The organism is Bradyrhizobium sp. B039, assembly GCF_038965675.1.
Lineage (GTDB): Bacteria > Pseudomonadota > Alphaproteobacteria > Rhizobiales > Xanthobacteraceae > Bradyrhizobium > Bradyrhizobium diazoefficiens.
The window spans coordinates 931,833-949,917 of sequence record NZ_CP152416.1 but is presented as its reverse complement, the minus strand read 5'-3'; the positions used below and the strand labels follow the sequence as shown (position 1 = coordinate 949,917).

Below are 18,085 nucleotides of genomic sequence, written 5' to 3'. Positions count from 1 at the left end.
CCGCGGCGTTCAGCTGATGTTTAGCAAGATCCGCCCTGACGTGCCGCTGCGCATCAAATCCAGCGCGTCGTTGATGTCATCGAGCGCGAACTCGTGGGTCACGATCCCGCGGTAACTGACCTTGCCGGCTTCGTCGAGCCGGACGAGACGCGGGATGTCGCGCGCCGGCTGGCACTGCCCGCCTTCCGAACCCTTCAGCACCTTCTCGAAGTGCAGCGGCAGCGTGTAGATCTCGACCTTGTCGCGGGGAACACCGACAAGGATACAGCGGCCCTTCTTCGCGGTGACCTCGTAGGCGAGCTCAATCAAACGGCTGACGCCGGTGGTCTCGACGACCTTGTCGGGCCCGTCAGCCCCCGTGATGGACCGAACCTCGGCGGCGACATCCTTCACCGTCTCGGAGTTGATGGTGTGGGTGGCGCCGAACTGCCTCGCCATCTCCAGCTTGTTGTCGAGGCGGTCGATCGCAACGACCGGATGGGCGCCGACCATCGCGGCGAATTGCACGATGTTCAGCCCGACGCCGCCGACGCCGAACACGACGACGGCTTCGCCGATCGCGACCTGCGCGTCGTTGTTGACGACGCCGAGCGCGGTCGTCACCGCGCAGCCGAGCAGCGGCGCGCTCGTGCGATCGATCGAGGAGGGAACAGGCGTGACGCGATTTTCCGACACCACGGCATATTCGTTGAAGGTGGTGACCCAGCCCGCGTTGAGGCGCTTGCCGCGCCAGGAATAGACCGGCGTATTGGACTGCACGCCTTTGCCCGGGCGCCAATGCATGACGACGGTGTCGCCCTGCTTGCACGAGACGACGCCGGGTCCGGTTTCGACGATGGTCGCCAGCGCTTCGTGCCCCAAAAGATGCGGCAGGAACTTGTCGACGCCCTTGACGGCGTCGATCTCGTTGATCTGTGCGCCGCAGATGCTCGAGGTGTGCACGTGCGCGAGCACCTGGCCGTGTTCGAGCGTATCGGGCAAGGTAAACTCGTCGACGATCAGCGGCTTGCCGGACTCGACGAGAATCGCTGCCTTGGCAGTCTTGATGTCCATGAGCTGAGCCCGGTCACTCGAAATAGATGAATTCGTAGTCGCCGGTGTAACCGAGTTTCCCGTAGAGCCAGATCCATTCGGAGGTGTGCAGGATGGACTCCGCCGTCAGCGCCCAGCATTCGAGGTTGTGCAGCTCGGCAACGGTCCGGTAGCCCTCGACCATGACGTATTTGTTCTTGCCGACCCGCTCGATCTCCTTGAGCGCCGCATCGAGCTCGTAGAGCCTGAGATTGTGCAGAGTGCCGAGCGAGATGACGAGGTCGAAACTGTCGTCGCCATAGGGATAGACGTCCTGGGCGCGATAGTTGAACAAATACGGCCTCACCTGCTCATGCGAATTTGCAAGACCGTGCTTGGAGATATCGAAGCCGACGACCTTCAAGCCCGGCAGGATCTTTTGCATCTCGTACAGCAGGAAGCCCTTGCCGCAGCCGACGTCGAGCACGCTGGACCCATCCTTCAGGCCATAGGTCTCGATCAGCGCCTTGGCGACCGGAGCCCAGCGCCCGTCGATGAAGCGGTAGCCGCCATAGCCGAAACGGCGGTCGCCATCCCAATAATCGGCCTCGTATTCCCGCGCCTTCAGCGAGCAGCCGATCTTGTCGTCGTTCATGCGCCCCATGTAGTCGCGCTTGGTCGCAGTATGCAGTGGCGTCACGATATTCAGTAGTCGTCCCATCAAGTCCTCGGATTCCATCACGCGCTGAGATTGTCTTGACCGGCCTGGGGAGCCTTGCGACGTGACCTGCGAATCACCCTAGCATTTGTGCTGCAGGTGATCGTTGTTTCAGATCAATGATGGTGCGGCAGCCCCATCCGCAACGTGCAGATGCGCACGGCCGGCGTCAGCCGGTCAAGGATCGAGGGATTCCTCCGCTTCACTGAGAGCTTCATCGATGGGACAAATTCGGCCTCGCCTGCTTCTGCAGGCATTCGCGGGTAGCGCGGACCCGATGTCAGGCGGACGCTTCGGCCGGCTCCGACATCGTCACCCGGTTCTTGACGCTGGGGCGCTCCTGCATCCGGGCGTACCAGGCGCGAAGAGCGTCGCACTCCGCAGGCACCGGCAGCTTCAGGAGCTCCGCAAAGATCAAGCCGCCGATGACCGTGATGTCGGCCATCGAGAAGGCCTCGCCGGCGACGAATGGCTGCTGCTTCAGAATGCCGTCGAAGTAATGCATGCCTCTGACGGCCTTGTCGCGCTGACGCAGGCCCCACTCGGCGTTCTGATAGATCTCGACCTCGGGCCCAAGCCCCGGCGTTGCGTGATGAAAGTACACGCTGATCGCGTCGAGCAGCTCCAGCTCGGCGCGCTTGCTCATCATGTGGATCACGCCCTTTTCGCGCGGCGTCCTGCCGGTGAGCACGGGAGCGCCGTCGAGCGCGTCGAGATATTCGGTGATGGCGGTGCATTCGCCGATGAAGGTGCCGTCCTCGAGCTCGAGCACCGGCAGCGTGCCCGAGTAGTTCTTGGCGAGGAACTCGGGTTTCTTGTGCTCGCCCTTCCACAGGTTGACCGACACGAACGTGACGCGCGGCCGCAGATTCTTCTCGGCGATGGCGATGCGGACGCGGGCCGGGTAAGGGCCGGTGGCCCAATCATGAATCTTCATCGATAAACCTCTTTGCTTCTCTACCTGCCACTTGGTAGGCATTTATAGCCTTCAAAACCCGGCGGTCAAAGCCTATCTGTCACTTGGTAGATAACGAAGCGGTGAGGCGGCGACATGAGTTCCAGCGCGCGGGAAGCCATCCTGGCGGCCGCCAGACGCACCGCACAGGCGCACGGCTATGGCGGCCTGAACTTCCGAGATCTCGCCGCTGAGGTCGGCATCAAGGCCGCCAGCATCCACTATCATTTCCCGAGCAAGGCCGATCTCGGCGCAGCGGTCGCCAGGCGCTACTGGGAGGACACCGCGGCGGCGCTCGAAGCCATGCTGGCCGAAACCCCGGATCCCCTGCGCTGCCTGCACCGCTATCCCGACGTCTTTCGCAAGGCGCTCGAGAACGGCAACCGCATGTGCCTGTGCAGCTTCATGGCTGCCGAGCATGACGACCTGCCGGACGCGGTGAAGCGGGAGGTGCAGGTCTTTGCCGATGTGAATGTCGCCTGGCTGAGCAAGGTCCTGGCCGCTGCGGCTCCGAGCAGTTCCGGGGAGAGCGAACGGCGCGCCCGGGCGATCTTCGCCGCGATCGGCGGCGCCCAGCTCCTGGCGCGGAGCCGCTCGGATCTGTCGCTCTACGACACCTTGATCGACAGCTACCGCGCGGCCGGTCTGCTGCCGGCCTGACGGATGGTTCCCGCGGGCCGGGGCGATGACACCATGAGAGTGGCGGCACCGCAGGATTGCGTGCACCATGGCGGCCGATTCGAACGTCGTGGACGCCTGCGGCGCCCATCTTGGTGCCGCTGACGATTTCGGCGTCGGGGAGGACCTCATGCGTAAGCCCGAACGCAACTTCGGCTAGCGTTGGCCGAAATGCATCATCATGCGGCTTCTCACGATCCCGTTCTGGTCGCGCTATCGATTCTGATCGCGGCCCTCGCCTCCTATACGGCGCTGGACCTGGCGACCCGAATGCGAGCTGCTTCGGGAAGGGCCCGCCGATCCTGGCTGGTCGCCGCGGCGATCGCCATGGGCGGCGGGATCTGGTCGATGCACTTCGTCGGCATGCTGGCCTTCAGCCTGCCTGGAATCGAGATCTCCTACGATCCATTCCTGACTCTGCTCTCGCTCATCATTCCGATCGTCGTCGCCGCTGCCGCCTTTGCCGTTGTCGGACGACGCCCGCAGGCGCTGCTCGCATCCGGCTTCGCGATGGGACTTGGCATCTCCGGCATGCACTATACCGGCATGGCCGCGATGCGGATGGCGGCCCTCATCCAATACGATCCCCGATGGGTCGTGCTCTCGATCCTGATCGCGATCAGCGCCTCGATCGTGGCGCTCTGGCTCGCCTTTCGCAACACCAACGCGGTGCAGCGGCTGTTCGCGGGCCTGGTGATGGGCCTTGCGATCTCCGGCATGCACTATGCCGCGATGGAAGGCGCCATGTTCCTGCCGACCAGCGCCATGGCCCGGCCGGCAGGCCATCTCGGCGTCGGTCAGGCGCCGCTCGCGTTCCTGCTCGCCGGCATCACCATCATGATCCTGAGCATCGGCATCGCGGCGGCCGTCTATGACAGGGCATCGGCGGAGCGCGCCCAACGCGAGGCCGCCGCACTGAGGCGCAGCGAAGAACGCTTTCGGCTGCTTGTCGAAGGTATCGCAGACCACGCGATCTTCATGCTCGATCCGGACGGGCGCGTGGGCAACTGGAATCTCGGCGCGCGCCGGCTGATGGGCTATGGCGACGACATCGTCGGGACGAGCTACACCATTTTTCACACCGAGGAAGATTGCGCGGCCGGGGCGCCCGCGCGCGCGCTCGTTGAAGCCGAGCGGGAGGGGAAGTCCGCCATCGAAGGCTGGCGGGTGCGCAAGGACCGCAGCCGCTTCTGGGCGGAGGCAACGATCGTCGCGGTCCGGAACGACAGCGGCGCAATCGCCGGCTTTGCGAAGATCGTGCGCGACGTCAGCGAACGGAGACGGGCGCAGGAAGCGCTGGACCGCGCGCGCGAAGCACTGATGATGTCGCAGAAGATGGAGACCATCGGCCAGCTCACCGGCGGCGTGGCCCACGACTTCAACAACCTGCTCGCGGCCGTTCTCGGCAGCCTCGAACTGCTGAAGAAGCGCCTGCCGACGGACGATCCGAAGATCCTGCGCCTGGTGGAGAACGCGATGCAGGGCGCGGTGCGCGGCGCCTCCCTGACCCAGCGCATGCTCGCTTTCGCGCGCAAGCAGGATCTCAGGCCGGCGGTCGTCGATGTCCGCGAGTTGGTGCGCGGCATGACGTCATTGCTGAAATTCGAGGCCGGGATTGGTGTCGAGACGCGGTTCCCGATGCATCTGCCGAAGGTGAAGGTCGACGCGAACCAGCTCGAACTGGCGATCCTCAACCTGGCGGTCAACGCGCGCGATGCGATGCCGGACGGCGGCCAGATCACCATCGCCGCACGCGAGGAGCAGGGCGAAGGCGGCCTTTCGAGCAGCGGCTATGTCGCGCTCTCGGTGAGCGACACGGGCTGCGGCATGAGCGACGAGATCCTCAAGCACGCCCAGGAGCCGTTCTTCACGACCAAGGGCGTCGGCAAGGGCACCGGGCTCGGCCTGTCGATGGTCCACGGACTTGCCGAGCAGTCCGGCGGCAGGCTCGTCTTGAAGAGCCGTCCCGGAGAGGGCACGACGGCCGACATCTGGCTGCCGATCGCCGAGGAGACCGCGGTGCCGGACCTGCGCATAGCGGCTCCGGCAGCCGTAGCCCGGCCCAGCCGGCAGCTTTCCGTGCTCGTCGTCGACGACGACCTCCTGGTGCTCGAGAACACGGCAGCGATGCTGGAGGATCTCGGGCACGTCGTGGTCGAGGCGCGCTCGGGCGATGAGGCGCTGGCCTTGCTCCGCCGCACGCGCACCATCGACCTGGTCGTGACCGACTATGCCATGCCCGGCATGACCGGCCTGCAGCTTGCCAACGCCATCGCTGCGGAGCGCCCGGAGACGGTCATCCTCCTCAGCACGGGATACGCGGACCTCCCGAGCGACACGCGATCCAGCCTGCCGCGCCTGGCAAAGCCGTTCGACCAGGCCGCACTTGCGAAGGCGATCGAGGCGGCGATGGGCGAGGAAGAGCCGGCCGGATCCGTCGTCGCGTTTCGGCCGAAGAGCGCATGATTGCCTGATGATGAACGGCGCGCCATCCAGAATAAAACTGCGAACTCGTATGTTATTGAAGTGACCATACAACTTATGGCGCACCCAAACACGACCCGCTGCAGATGGCGCCAGCCTTCTGCAGCACGGAGACTGCTCGGCTGCGGCCACACGAGGTATCAAGGCACGAACTCAGACTAGGGCACCTCCCGCTGTCCGATTCTCCCGCCATTCACAATCCGATCGCTCGGATGCACTACGACCCGATCGCCGACAGCCAGTCCCGAGATCACCTCAGCCACGTGTTTATTGTGGTGACCGATCTGGACCGGCTCGAGCCGGGCATGTCCATTCTCCTCGGCAAAAACGGCCCACTGGTCACCTTTTCGGAACAAGGCGCTCACCGGGATGGTCAATGCATCGGTGGCGCTCCAGGTGGTCACATGGACGACCACCCGGTAGTCGTGGCCAAGCTGGGACCACACTTCGGGCGGATCCACGAAATCGATCGTCACCCGTACCCGCTGCTCCTCAATGCCTAGCGCCGACACCTTCAGGAAGCCTGCGGGGTCCACGCGCACGACCTTGCCCTTGATCGAGGGCCCGCCCCAGCCGTCGATCCGGACGGGCGCGCCAACCTTGATCTGCACGGCGTCGGTCGAGAGCAGGTCGGCCACGACCTCCAGATCGAGCGGGTTGCCGATATCGACCAGCGGCGTCCCTGGCAGGACCGTCGCCTCGCTGTCCTGGACGATCTTCAGCACCCGTCCGCTCGCCGGCGCGAGTACCCGGACGCAACAGGTCGGCTCCGCCGACGGGGCAGCGTTGGCTGGATCCATCAACCGGGCAGTCAGGCTGGTGCGTACCGCACGCCGCATGTCGACCTGAGCCTTGGCGCTCGCCAAGGCGGCCTCGTTCGTGGCCACGTCGAACTTCGCCTTATCGAAGGCCTGGGCCGAGGTGGACTGCGTCCGCAACAGCGTCTGCGCCCGCTGGAACTCGGTCCTGGAAAAGTCCAGCGCCGCTCCGATCCGCTGTACCTCGGCTTCCTGTTGCTGGATGGCTGCGTCCGCGGCCGCAACTTCCGCCTGAAGCTGGTCGCGGGAGCGCACATCGATGAAGCCCGGCAGTGTCGGCTGCATCAAGGCGATGACGGTCTGGTTGGCGACGACCTCGTCGCCGACGTGAAGCGACGGCCCCTGCTCGCCGAACGGATGCGAAATCCTCAGGACCTTGCCTGCGATGGGCGCCGAGACGGTGTAGACGTGGCGGACGCGCGTCTTGCCGTCGTCGTCCGCCGTGACTTCGATCGGGCCTTTCGCGACGGTTGCGAGATCGACCAGAACCGGCCGGGGCCATGCGAACCACGCCAGTCCGCCCGCGATCCCGGCCAGGGCCGCAGCACCGATGATACGTTTGGTCCAGTTTGCCGACATGGCTAGTCTCGCGTCTTGAGGACCGCCACGAGGTCCAGTTTATCGATGCGTTCGCGGATGACCACCGCGGAGGCGACAGCGGCCAGCACCACCACGGACGTGGCGAAGACGTAGGTCGAATGCTCGACGACAAGGCGGACGCGCATCAGTTCTCCGGCCAGGTTCGTCTTCATGACCCACGCGAGCCCGTAGCCCATCGCCCACCCGGGCGGCTGGGCGACCAGCGTCAGGATGGCGAGCTCAAGCAGGAGGATGCGCAGAACCTCGCCGCGCGTGAAGCCGAGGACGCGCAGGCTCGCCAATTCCCGCGCCCGCTCCGACAGCGAGATCCGGGCGTTGTTGTAGACGACGCCGAACGCGATCACGGCGGCGAGCCCGGTGTAGATGCTCGCCATCGTGGTGATGAGTAGCGCGACGGTCTTGCGGAAGTTCGCGAGCGAGACGCGCTGCAGCGCCACACCGGCGACCGTCGGCATGGACTTCACGGCCGCGTAGAAGTCCTCCTTCCGGTTCTCGTCGAGGCTGAGGTTGACGCTGGTGACGACCGGGGCCTCGCGCATGACCTGCCGAAGTGCGTCGATATCCATCATGCCCCTGATGCCGAAATAGTCCTCGACGGTGGCCACGACCGGCATCGTGACGGTACGTCGGGCGCCCTCGAGCAGATCGAGCTCGACGGTATCGCCGGCCGCGACCCCAAGGATGTGGCCGAGCATGCCGGAGATCGCGAGGCCGGTCTCCGGAAGCGCGACCGGCCGGAGGTCGACGTCGATGATGCGCCTCAGGTCGGCACCGGCGGGCCGGCCGCTGATCGTGATCCGGCGCTCGACGTTGCCATGGCGGATCCGGACGGGCACCTCGCGGAACGGCTCGGCGGCGAGAACGCCGGGCAGCCGGTTCACCTGCTCCACGACATTCTCGACCCGCTTCTCGACGAAGCCGATGGTCGCGTCCTGCCGGTCGGCGAGGAAGTAGGTCACGTCGATCAGTTGCTCCATCGTGTCCCGGGTAAACAGCGAGACGACCAGGATCGCGGTGGCCAGCGCCATCCCAAGCGCCGTGAACGCGGCCCGGACCGGGTGTCGCGCGATGTTGCGGATCATCATCAGCGTCGGCTGCGACACGACTTCGTCGAGCTGAATGCTCGCCGGGAGCAGCCGCCGGTACACCGGAGGGGCCGGCGGTTGCATCGCGACGGCGGGCGCCAGCCTCACGACTTCGCGCAGCGCCCGCAACGCGCCGATCGCCGCGGCGGCCGCGCTGAGCGCGCCGGCGATCACATACAGATCCGGCGCCTTCGCGAACACCAGGAACGGGAAGTGGAAGAAGTCGCCGAACAGCCCCGTGACGCGCAGTCCCAGTAAGGTCCCGACGATGCTGCCCAGGACGATTCCCGCCGCCACGATCATGGCGACGAACTTGAAATAGTGCAGAACGATGCTGCCGTCCGTGTAGCCCAATGCCTTCAGGAGGCCGATCTGCTCGCGCTCCAGAGCGACCAGCCGGCTGAGGGTGAGATTGACCAGGAACGCGGAGACCAGAAGGAAGATCGGCGGCAGCGTGCGGCTCATGTTGTTGAGCATGTCGAGTTCATGATCGAGCCAGGCGTGCGAGGTCTGGTCCTTCCGCCCGTGGGCCGCCTGGCCGCCGTAGGGATCGAGCAAGGCATCCAGCTGCAAGATTACCTCGCGCTCGGCGGCGCCGGGCTGCAGCTTGACCGAAACTGCCGAAAAGGCGCCGTCGAGATCGTAGACGCCTGCGAGCGCCTTCTCCGACATCCAGACGATGGCGAAGCGGCGGTCGTCCGGCATCAGGTCGCCCGGGCCGACCGTGTAGACGAACTCGGGGGACAGGGCCGTGCCGACGATGATGAGCTCACGCTTCTTGCCGTTCAGAATGGCCGAGAACCGCGCCCCTTCGGAGAACCCATGCGCCCGCGCGAACGGCTCGTTGACGACGACCTCCTCTGTCCGCCCCGGCTCCGGAAGCCGTCCGGAACGGATGTACAGCCGATTGAGGTGCGGCTCGGCGTTGTCGGGTAGGGATACGAACTGCCCGCTGGCTGGTTCGGAAAAGCCGGGGATGTCGAGCAGCGCGAGCTTCGCGATGCGCGTGTCGACGGCGGCGACACCGGGAATGTCCGCGATTGTGTCGGCGAGCGCCCTGGGTGCGCGCTTCGCCTGGGCGAACACGTCGCCGAAGCCGTAGCGTTCGTAGTACGCGATCCGCGTCTCTTCGAGCGACCGATGCGAGCCGACCGCGAGTACCAGTGTGGCGACGCCGCCTCCGACGACCAGCGCGATGGCGAGGACCTGCGCCCACATCCGCCTGACGTCCCGGAACAGCTTGATGTCGAGTGCCTTCATGCGGTCACCAGATGAGTTCGGCCGCTTCGCGACGGGTCTCGTTCCTCTGGATCCTGGAGATGCGGCCGTCGGCGAAGAACAGCACCCTGTCGGCGACTTGCTGGATGCTGGCGTTGTGCGTGATGATAATTGTCGTGGTGCCGAGCTGTCGGTTGACGCCGAGCAGCGCTTCGATCACGCGAATGCCGGTCTTCGAATCCAGCGCCCCGGTCGGCTCGTCGCAGAGCAGCACCGCCGGTCGTTTGGCGATCGCACGGGCGATAGCCACGCGCTGCTGCTCGCCGCCGGATAGCTGCGCCGGAAAGTGATGCATCCGCTCCTCGAGCCCGACCAGAGCGAGGGCGTCGGCCGGCCGCATCGGATCCTTGGCCACCTCGGTGACCAACGCCACGTTTTCGTAGGCGGTGAGGCTCGGCACCAGATTGTAGAACTGGAAGACGAAGCCGACGTGGTCGCGGCGATACTTTGTGAGCTCGCGGTCTTCGAGATCGGTCAGGTCGAGATCGCGGAAGAACAGCCTGCCGCTGGTCGGCCGGTCGAGACCGCCCATGATGTTAAGCAGCGTGGTCTTGCCGCTGCCGGAGGGGCCGAGCAGCACGACCACCTCCTTTTCGGCGATTTCGAGGTCGACGTCGTTGAGGGCATGCACCATCACCTCGCCCGAGACGTAGGTCTTGGTCAGTCCCTCCGCTGTGAACACGGCTTCACGCATGGCTGCCCTTTCGGGACGTGATTGTCGACCGGATCCGCCCTTTCGGTATTGACGTAAGTCAGGGTCTCGCGAGTGGCCCGACCACCGCCCTCGGAGAAGTCGCGGATTCACGGACGAACATTGCGATGCTCGCCGCCCAGACGAGCGCCATGCCGAGCAGGACCCACTTGAAATCGGAATGGATCAAGAAGTTGACGGCGGCCATTAGCCCGATCGAGAGCGCGCCGGCGCCCCCCGGCGCCGAGCCCAGCCACGGCGTGACGGTCGCGGAACGACGTTCCGGCCAGGGTGAGCGGCAGCATTGAGGATAGACGCCAGCGATGCCGTGTGTCGCGCATCGTCAGCGCCCCGTATCAACCGTGACGATAGGTGCTGCCGGTCGAGCCCTGCCCGAGAAGTCGGCTCAGGCGCGGTATGAATCCCGGAACTTCCGCAGCGTACTTCGCATAGGCATCACCGAATTCCGACCTGGCGTCCCGCTCCTCGTCGTGCGCGAGCTTCACGTACATGATCGTCAGCACCGGAAACATCGCCAGCGTGAGGATCGTCGGCCACTGCAGCAGGAAGCCGAACATCACCAGCACGAAACCGACGTACTGCGGGTGCCGGACGTAGCTGTAGGGCCCGGTGGTCGCGAGGCTCCGGGTCTGCTGCGCATCGTACAGCACCCTCCACGCCGCGGAGATCAGGACGAAGCCCGCGCCGATGAAGATGAAGCTCAGGATGTGGAACGGTCCGGCGTGCGGATTGGTCTTCCAGCCGAACATCATCTCGAGCAAGTGCCCGGCGTCATGGGAGAACCAATCGACGTTCGGATAGTGCGACTGTAGCCATCCTGAAAGGAAGTAAATGGTGAGCGGGAAGCCGTACATCTCCACGAACAACGCCACCAGAAATGCGCTGAAGGCGCCGAACGAGCGCCAGTCGCGGGCGGTCTGCGGCTTGAAGAAGCTGTAGGCGAACAGGATGAAGACCGCCGAATTGACGATGACGAGACTCCAGAGACCGTAGGCGGGCGCGGTATCGTGCATCACGCGTTCCTTGGATCGTTGGGGCGGCCGCCGCCATGGTGGTGACCGTGTCCGCCATGCATGAAGAGGTGCATCAGCGGACAGGCGAGAAGCGGAAGCCAGATCAACAATCCGAGCACGTGGGCCCTGTGCTCGGTGAACAGGAGCGCGCCCGCGATGACCAGAAATCCCACCAGGACCAGGCCGGCCTTGGCCTTGGCCGACAAGCCCTCTCGAGGGCGCTCTCGATACCCGGAATGATCCTGCACCGACATCTGCACGCTCCTATGGCTTTTGGTAGCCTAGAGGCGCGGCTGCCATCATTGTTGACGCAGATCAACGGCGCCAGTCCCGCAGGGCCTCACTGCATCGGCTTGCCGGGCTGCATTCCCATGCCCATCATGCCTCCGCCCCGCATCGCCGACATCATCGGCATCATGCCCATCTGCGGCGCGAGCAGCTCGTCGGCGGTCTTCTTCTGCTCGTCGGAAAAGCTGCCGACGAGATTGGTCAACGCGGATTTCATCGCGCGGGTAGCTTCGAGCCGCGCGGACAGCCATTTCTCCTGCCAGGTCAGCCGGTCTACCAAAGGCTCGGAGCCGGCCTGTGACATCATCGAGGTTCGCAGCTCGCCGAGGGCCTTGGCATTCGCGCGTAGCGCGTCTGCAAACGCGTTCCAGGCCGGCGCCTGGGCGTCCGTGATCTTGAGCTCGGTCCGGAGGAAAGCGATCCGCCCCTCCACGCGATCGATCGTCTCCATGCCGTCGCCGGACTGTCGCATCATGCCCATCATCCGCATCATGTCCGACATCGGTATGTTGCCGCCCATCATGTTCATCATGCCGCCGCTGGTCATGCCCTGGGACGGTCCGGTGCCGCGCGGCGGCTCCGGAGCCGCGGGCGCCTTGGCTGCCGGCGCCTCCTTCTGGTCAGGATGATGACCCTGGTGCTCGGCAGGCGATTGCGCGAACGAGGGATTGCCGAGGATCGTGAGCAGCAAAGCTGCCGCAAGCGTGGGGCTTCGCATCGTTAATCCTCCTGAGATCTGGCATTTGGATGGATTGTGACGATCGCCGCCTGATGCGAGTTGATTCACGTCAACCAAAGCCGCGGTCGCGACAGGATTACCAAGTGTTCATTGCTTGCGATCCCTCAAAGGGGAAAGCCCGGCTACGCCTCATGATGGCGGGTCCACAATCCGGGAGAACGGACATGATCACGAAGAAGCTCTTGGCTGCGATCGGCATCGTTTCCCTGTTGGCGGTGCCGGCGATGGCGCAGACCACCGACAAGGAAAAGAACGGCCATCATTACAGCGGTGGTCCGAAGACCGAGGTCCCCCACCACATGGGCAAGAAGGAGACGGTCGGCGTTTCGAAGGACGGCGCGTCCGGTGGCCATCACTACACGGGCGGCCCCGCTTCGTCGCCGCACCACATGGGCGACAAAAAGTAATAGGGATCGCGCCCGTTCTCGCGGCGGCAGCACCGCCGCGGCGGGCTTCTCGGTTTCGGCAGGTCGGCTCCGCCGGCCTGCCGTCAGCCGACCACCCGATCTCCGACGAATCGACGACACCTCGATCGGGATCACGGGCAGTAGAGATGTGCTCGAAAAGGCGGTGTTGGCCAGCCGAAACGAGGCCGGGTTCGCAGATGGGTACTGGGCGACCGCGCCATCCAGAACCAAGCCACGAACTCCTACACAATTGAAACTCCTTGTGATTTTGCAAGCGCTCGCAGCGCAGCGATGCTCGCCGCCGACTTCGGCCTTGAGCACGCCTCATAACTCTGCGCGCCATGGCGGCTTCGGGATGCTAGTATCGCGAAGGCCGCAAGACCGACGCGATTGAAATACGGTCGAGACGATGGCGCGCGAAGAGACGCACTCCAAAAACAACGCCTGACCGCACTTGCGGTTCGTCGGCCGGGATATGGAGGACGCTATGGCATGGCGCGACGACAAGGCCCGGGCAACTCTGATCCACGACGCGGCGCAAAGCGTGCAGCCGGGCAAGGCGCCCCGGACCTTTGCCGAGCTTCTGTTCGGCTACACCAATAGCGAGGATCTCGCCAACTACGATGCCTCCTCGCTTGCCCTCCTGGCGGAGCAAGCCTGGGAGCACGTGCAGCGGCGCACGGCCGGTCGTGCCGATATCCGCATCGTCAATCCGATGATGCCGGATGGGCGCGAGATTTCCGTGCTCGAAATTCTCAACGACAACATGCCCTTCCTGTTCGATTCCACCATGGCGGAAATCGCCGAGCAGGGCATCGAAGTCACCCTCGTCGCTCACCCCGTCATCGCGGTGGAGCGCGATGACCAGGGCAAGCTGCTGCACTTCTACGGTGAAGCCCTCCCGGAGGGAGCAAAGGGCGCGCGCGAGAGCCTGATCCACCTCCACATCACCCGCCTGGACGCCGACGCCGACCGCGACAGGCTGATTGACGGCCTCACCAGGACGTTGAGCGACGTGCGCGCCTGCGTCGTCGACTGGCGCGCCATGCGCGACCGGGTCGAGGACGCGATCAAGACTTTCTCGTCCAATCCGCCGCCGCTGCCGATCGACGAGGTCGCCGAGGCCAACCAGTTCCTGCAATGGCTGTGCGCCGACAATTTCACCTTTCTCGGCGTGCGCGAATATCGCTTCTCGCCCGACAGCGATGGGTCGGACGACATCACGACCGCCGAGGGTCTCGGCATCCTGCGCGATCCCGATGCGAAGGTCCTGCGCCGCGGCAACGAAATGGTGGTGATGACATCGGAAATTCGCGAGTTCATGCGCGAGCCGACCCTGCTGATCGTCATCAAGGCCAATGTGAACAGCCGGGTTCATCGCCGCATCCGGATGGATTATGTCGGCATCAAGCTCTATGCGCCCGACGGCCGGCTCGAGGGCGAATTGCGTGTCGTCGGCCTGTTCACCTCGGGCGCGTATACGCGCTCGGCACGACAGATCCCCTATATCCGCCACAAGGTGACACGGGTGCTCCAGCGCGCCGGCTTCGACCCGAACAGCCATTCGGGCAAGGCCTTGATGCATATGCTCGAGGAATATCCGCGCGACGAGCTCTTCCAGGTCGACGTCGACACCCTCTTCAATTTCGTCATGGAGATTTTGATCCTCTATGAGCGCCCCCGCGTCCGGGCGCTGGCCCGGGTCGACAAGTTCGATCGCTTCGTCTCCATCCTCGTCTTCATTCCGCGCGACAAATACGACACCGACGTGCGCACGCGCGTCGCCAACTTCCTGGCGCAGGCCTACCGGGGGACGCTGTCGGCCTCCTACGTATCCTTCCCCGAAGGAGCATTGGCGCGCGTCCACTACATCATCGGACGTTATGAAGGTAAGACTCCCGCCGTCGAGCGCGCCGCGCTGGAAGCCGGGATCAGCGCCATTGCCGCGACCTGGGCCGACAAGCTGAAGGCCGCGCTAGCTGCGTCGACCGATGGCATGCGGGCGCGCATGCTCGCCAATCGCTATGCCCAGGCCTTTACCGGCGGCTATACCGAGGTGTCCACGGCGGAACAGGCGATCGCCGATATCGCCACCATCGAGAAGCTCACCCCGGCCCGCCCGGTGACGATTTCGGTTCACCGCTTCGAGGAGGACGATCCCAGGCGCTTCGGCCTGAAGGTGTTCTCGGATGCCGCGCCGCTGTCGCTGTCCTATCGCGTGCCGGTGATCGAAAATCACGGCCTGCGCGTGGTCGACGAACGCACCTATCAGATCGTGCCCGGCAACAGGCCCGAGCCGGTATGGCTGCACGACATGACGATCGAGACCAGCGACGGCCAGCCGATCGAGATCAGCCGAGAATTCAGCCATCGCCTGGAAGCCTCAATCATGGCGGTGGTCACCGATCGCGCCGAATCCGACGGATACAACGCCCTGATCCTGCGCACGGCCCTGGGCTGGCGGGAAGTCTCGACCATCCGGGCGCTGTCGCGCTATTTGCACCAGATCCGCGCTCCGTTCACCCAGGACTATATGTGGGAGACCTTGCGCAAGAACGCCGCGATCACAGCCAACCTCGTCGCGCTGTTCCAGGCCCGCCGCGATCCGCGCCTCGTCCTGACCGATCGCGAGCGTTCGGCGCGCGAGACAACTCTGCTTGCCGAAATCGAGGAGCAGCTCAAATCCGTCGCCTCGCTCGATGAAGACCGCATCCTGCGCCGCTTCACCAATCTGGTGCAGTCGACCATCCGCACCAATTTATGGCAGGTCGGCCGGGACGGACATCCGCGTCCGGTGATCTCCTTCAAGTTCGACGCGCGCAAGATCGAGGACCTGCCCCCTCCCCGACCACTCTATGAGATTTTCGTCTATTCAACCCGCGTCGAAGGCATTCACCTGCGCTTCGGCAAGGTTGCGCGCGGTGGCTTGCGCTGGTCCGATCGGCCGCAGGATTTCCGCACCGAGATCCTCGGCCTGGTGAAAGCACAGCAGGTCAAGAACGCCGTGATCGTGCCGGTCGGCGCCAAGGGCGGCTTCGTACCCAAGCGGCTGCCGCCGCCCTCCGATCGCGAGGCGTGGCTCGCGGAGGGCACCGAAGCCTATCGCATCTTCGTTCGCTCGCTGCTCGAACTCACCGACAATCTCGACGGCGACGTCGTCGTGCCGCCCGACTTGACCGTGCGGCATGACGGCGACGACCCCTACCTCGTCGTCGCCGCCGACAAGGGCACCGCCACCTTCTCCGACATCGCCAATGCGATTTCGGCCGAGAAGAACCATTGGCTCGGCGATGCCTTCGCCTCCGGCGGCAGCCAGGGCTACGACCACAAGAAGATGGGGATCACGGCGCGCGGCGCCTGGGAAGCGGTCAAGCGCCACTTCCGCGAGCTCGGCACCGACATTCAGACCATGCCTTTCACCGTGGTCGGCGTCGGCGACATGTCCGGCGACGTTTTCGGCAATGGCATGCTGCTCTCGCCGGCGACAAAGCTCGTGGCGGCATTCGATCACCGCGACATCTTCATCGATCCCTCGCCTGATCCCTCGATCAGCTTCGCCGAACGCAAGCGCCTGTTCGACCTGCCGCGATCGAGCTGGCAGGACTACAACAAGACGCTGATCTCGCAGGGCGGCGGCGTGTTCTCGCGCACGCTCAAGGCGATCCCGCTGGCACCGGAAGTGCGCACCCTGCTCGATCTCGACAGGGAGCAGGCCACACCGTTCGAGGTGATGACGGCGATCCTGAAGGCGCGCGCGGACTTGCTGTGGTTCGGCGGCATCGGCACCTACATCCGGGCGTCGGCGGAGAGCGACGATCAGGCCGGCGACCGCGCCAATGATCCGATCCGCATCACCGGGACCGAGGTTCGCGCCAGGGTGATCGGCGAAGGCGCCAATCTTGGCGTCACCCAGCGCGGCCGCATCGAAGCGGCGCAGACGGGCGTCAAGCTCAACACCGACGCGATCGACAATTCCGCCGGCGTGAATACCTCCGACGTCGAGGTCAACATCAAGATTGCATTGGCGCGCCCCGAGCGCGAGGGACGCCTCAGCCCGGCTGACCGCAACACCCTGCTCGCCGCGATGACCGATGAAGTCGGCACGCTGGTGCTGCGCAACAACTACCTCCAGACGCTGGCGCTCTCGCTTGCCGAACGCAAGGGCGTGGCCGAGACCGGCTTCCTCACCCGCCTGATGCAGTCGCTCGAGCAGCGTCACCTGCTCAGCCGTGCCGTGGAATTCCTGCCCGACGATGCAGCGATCGCCGAGCGCACGAGGCGCGGCCAGGCCCTGACACGGCCGGAGCTCGCCGTATTGCTCGCCTACGCCAAGCTGACGCTCTACGAAGACCTGCTCCTCACCGGCGTGCCGGATGATCCTTATCTCGCCCGCAGACTGTCGCTGTATTTTCCGCGCGAGGTTCTCGACAAATTCCCGACCGCGGTCGAGCACCATCGCCTCCGACGCGAGATCATTGCGACCAGTCTCGTCAATGCCGTGATCAACCGCGGGGGCCCGGCCTGCATCGTGCGCCTGACCGACGAGACCGACGCCGATATCTCGACCATCGTCATGGCGCAGGTGGCGGTGGACGCGATCTACGAGCTCAGGCGACTCAACGACGCGATCGACGCGCTCGACACACGTATTGACGGGCAGTTGCAGCTCAGCCTCTACGCGACGATCCAGGATCTCCTGCTCTCCCGCATGGTCTGGTACGTGCGCAATGTCGATTTCAAGGATGGGCTGAGCGCGATCAACGCCCGGTTTGGCCCTGCCGTCCGCGAGATCGCAGCCTCCCTCGACGACGCCCTGCCGCCGGACCTGCAAGCCGCGCGCGGCAAGCGCCGGCAGGAGCTGACCGATGCCGGCGTCCCGACCGGCCTCGCCGGCGAATTGGCGGACCTCGACGCCCTGGTCTCTGCGCCCGACATCGTGACGGTCGCCGAGCGCACCAGCCGCAGCATCCGCGATGCCACTGCGACGTTCTTTGCCACTGAGGCCAATTTCCGTCTCGACCGCATCATCGCCGCCGCGCGCAGCGTGCCGGTCAGCGATCATTTCGAACGCCTGGCCATCGACCGCGCCGTCGAACTGATCGCGGCAGCCGAAAGACGCCTGACCGCGGATATGCTGGCAACCGGCCAATCCGGCCAGCAGGCCGTGGAGACCTGGCTTGCGGCTCATCCCGAGGCGACGCGCATCCGCCGCGCGGTCGAGGAGATTGCCGCCGGCGGCCTGACGCTCGCCAAGCTCATGGTGGCCGCGAACTTGCTGGGGGACCTTGTCAAAGCCTAG

At 65.0% G+C, this 18,085-nt stretch carries 14 protein-coding genes; 5 read left to right on the top strand and 9 right to left on the bottom strand.

What is annotated here, in order from left to right:
* Window positions 1-9: 9 nt before the first annotated feature.
* From AAFG50_RS04430 to AAFG50_RS04420, 3 genes are all read right to left on the bottom strand, one after another.
* A complete protein-coding gene (locus AAFG50_RS04430; protein ID WP_028175494.1) occupies window positions 10-1,053 on the bottom strand; it encodes a zinc-binding dehydrogenase in 1,044 nt (347 codons plus the stop codon).
* 13 nt (window positions 1,054-1,066) lie between these two features.
* A complete protein-coding gene (locus AAFG50_RS04425; RefSeq protein WP_028175493.1) occupies window positions 1,067-1,732 on the bottom strand; it encodes a class I SAM-dependent methyltransferase in 666 nt (221 codons plus the stop codon).
* A gap of 277 nt (window positions 1,733-2,009) precedes the next feature.
* Entirely contained in the window at window positions 2,010-2,666 is a 657-nt protein-coding gene (locus AAFG50_RS04420; RefSeq protein ID WP_028175492.1) for a glutathione S-transferase, read from the bottom strand.
* Window positions 2,667-2,780: 114 nt separating this feature from the next.
* Here AAFG50_RS04420 and AAFG50_RS04415 point away from each other — a divergent pair, with 114 nt between their 5' ends.
* A complete protein-coding gene (locus AAFG50_RS04415; RefSeq protein ID WP_028175491.1) occupies window positions 2,781-3,344 on the top strand; it encodes a TetR/AcrR family transcriptional regulator in 564 nt (187 codons plus the stop codon).
* A 189-nt stretch (window positions 3,345-3,533) separates the two neighbouring features.
* Window positions 3,534-5,828 (top strand): MHYT domain-containing protein, encoded by a 2,295-nt coding sequence (locus AAFG50_RS04410; RefSeq protein WP_028175490.1) that lies wholly within the window; start codon window positions 3,534-3,536, stop codon window positions 5,826-5,828.
* 176 nt (window positions 5,829-6,004) lie between these two features.
* On the opposite strand, the gene AAFG50_RS04405 is transcribed toward AAFG50_RS04410, so the two are convergent.
* Genes AAFG50_RS04405 through AAFG50_RS04395 form a run of 3 tightly spaced genes read right to left on the bottom strand, consistent with a single transcriptional unit; the run spans window position 6,005 to window position 10,321 of the window.
* Entirely contained in the window at window positions 6,005-7,243 is a 1,239-nt protein-coding gene (locus tag AAFG50_RS04405; protein ID WP_028175489.1) for an HlyD family efflux transporter periplasmic adaptor subunit, read from the bottom strand.
* Between the two features lie 2 nt (window positions 7,244-7,245).
* Entirely contained in the window at window positions 7,246-9,609 is a 2,364-nt protein-coding gene (locus AAFG50_RS04400) for an ABC transporter permease (protein ID WP_028175488.1), read from the bottom strand.
* Between the two features lie 4 nt (window positions 9,610-9,613).
* Complete coding sequence (locus tag AAFG50_RS04395) at window positions 9,614-10,321, bottom strand: ABC transporter ATP-binding protein (protein WP_028175487.1); 708 nt, start codon at window positions 10,319-10,321, stop codon at window positions 9,614-9,616.
* A 125-nt stretch (window positions 10,322-10,446) separates the two neighbouring features.
* Between AAFG50_RS04395 and AAFG50_RS04390 the strand changes: the two genes are divergently transcribed.
* Entirely contained in the window at window positions 10,447-10,626 is a 180-nt protein-coding gene (locus tag AAFG50_RS04390; RefSeq protein WP_156149874.1) for a hypothetical protein, read from the top strand.
* A gap of 48 nt (window positions 10,627-10,674) precedes the next feature.
* Here AAFG50_RS04390 and AAFG50_RS04385 read toward each other — a convergent pair whose 3' ends face one another.
* The 3 genes from AAFG50_RS04385 to AAFG50_RS04375 all read right to left on the bottom strand — a co-directional run bounded on the left by AAFG50_RS04385 (window position 10,675) and on the right by AAFG50_RS04375 (window position 12,358).
* Window positions 10,675-11,352, bottom strand: coding sequence for an isoprenylcysteine carboxylmethyltransferase family protein (locus AAFG50_RS04385; protein WP_028175485.1), 678 nt, complete (start codon window positions 11,350-11,352; stop codon window positions 10,675-10,677).
* On the bottom strand, window positions 11,352-11,606 hold the full coding sequence (locus AAFG50_RS04380) for a DUF2933 domain-containing protein (protein WP_039187214.1): 255 nt from the start codon (window positions 11,604-11,606) through the stop codon (window positions 11,352-11,354). The genes AAFG50_RS04385 and AAFG50_RS04380 overlap by 1 nt, the downstream gene beginning before the upstream one ends.
* A gap of 86 nt (window positions 11,607-11,692) precedes the next feature.
* Window positions 11,693-12,358 (bottom strand): Spy/CpxP family protein refolding chaperone, encoded by a 666-nt coding sequence (locus AAFG50_RS04375; protein WP_028175483.1) that lies wholly within the window; start codon window positions 12,356-12,358, stop codon window positions 11,693-11,695.
* Between the two features lie 185 nt (window positions 12,359-12,543).
* Between AAFG50_RS04375 and AAFG50_RS04370 the strand changes: the two genes are divergently transcribed.
* Together AAFG50_RS04370 and AAFG50_RS04365 are read left to right on the top strand one after the other, a co-directional pair.
* Complete coding sequence (locus AAFG50_RS04370) at window positions 12,544-12,786, top strand: hypothetical protein (RefSeq protein WP_028175482.1); 243 nt, start codon at window positions 12,544-12,546, stop codon at window positions 12,784-12,786.
* A 475-nt stretch (window positions 12,787-13,261) separates the two neighbouring features.
* The gene (locus tag AAFG50_RS04365; protein ID WP_028175481.1) at window positions 13,262-18,085 is read left to right on the top strand and encodes an NAD-glutamate dehydrogenase; all 4,824 of its coding nucleotides are present in this window, start codon (window positions 13,262-13,264) and stop codon (window positions 18,083-18,085) included.

Bases quoted from the DNA above. Each gene is read 5' to 3' on its own strand.
- AAFG50_RS04425 (WP_028175493.1), bottom strand. From the start codon at position 1,732: ATGGGACGACTACTGAATATCGTGACGCCACTGCATACTGCGACCAAG.
- AAFG50_RS04405 (WP_028175489.1), bottom strand. From the start codon at position 7,243: ATGTCGGCAAACTGGACCAAACGTATCATCGGTGCTGCGGCCCTGGCC.
- AAFG50_RS04400 (WP_028175488.1), bottom strand. From the start codon at position 9,609: ATGAAGGCACTCGACATCAAGCTGTTCCGGGACGTCAGGCGGATGTGG.
- AAFG50_RS04390 (WP_156149874.1), top strand. From the start codon at position 10,447: ATGCTCGCCGCCCAGACGAGCGCCATGCCGAGCAGGACCCACTTGAAA.
- AAFG50_RS04375 (WP_028175483.1), bottom strand. From the start codon at position 12,358: ATGCGAAGCCCCACGCTTGCGGCAGCTTTGCTGCTCACGATCCTCGGC.
- AAFG50_RS04430 (WP_028175494.1), bottom strand. From the start codon at position 1,053: ATGGACATCAAGACTGCCAAGGCAGCGATTCTCGTCGAGTCCGGCAAG.
- AAFG50_RS04420 (WP_028175492.1), bottom strand. From the start codon at position 2,666: ATGAAGATTCATGATTGGGCCACCGGCCCTTACCCGGCCCGCGTCCGC.
- AAFG50_RS04415 (WP_028175491.1), top strand. From the start codon at position 2,781: ATGAGTTCCAGCGCGCGGGAAGCCATCCTGGCGGCCGCCAGACGCACC.
- AAFG50_RS04410 (WP_028175490.1), top strand. From the start codon at position 3,534: ATGCATCATCATGCGGCTTCTCACGATCCCGTTCTGGTCGCGCTATCG.
- AAFG50_RS04370 (WP_028175482.1), top strand. From the start codon at position 12,544: ATGATCACGAAGAAGCTCTTGGCTGCGATCGGCATCGTTTCCCTGTTG.
- AAFG50_RS04385 (WP_028175485.1), bottom strand. From the start codon at position 11,352: ATGCACGATACCGCGCCCGCCTACGGTCTCTGGAGTCTCGTCATCGTC.
- AAFG50_RS04395 (WP_028175487.1), bottom strand. From the start codon at position 10,321: ATGCGTGAAGCCGTGTTCACAGCGGAGGGACTGACCAAGACCTACGTC.
- AAFG50_RS04380 (WP_039187214.1), bottom strand. From the start codon at position 11,606: ATGTCGGTGCAGGATCATTCCGGGTATCGAGAGCGCCCTCGAGAGGGC.
- AAFG50_RS04365 (WP_028175481.1), top strand. From the start codon at position 13,262: ATGGAGGACGCTATGGCATGGCGCGACGACAAGGCCCGGGCAACTCTG.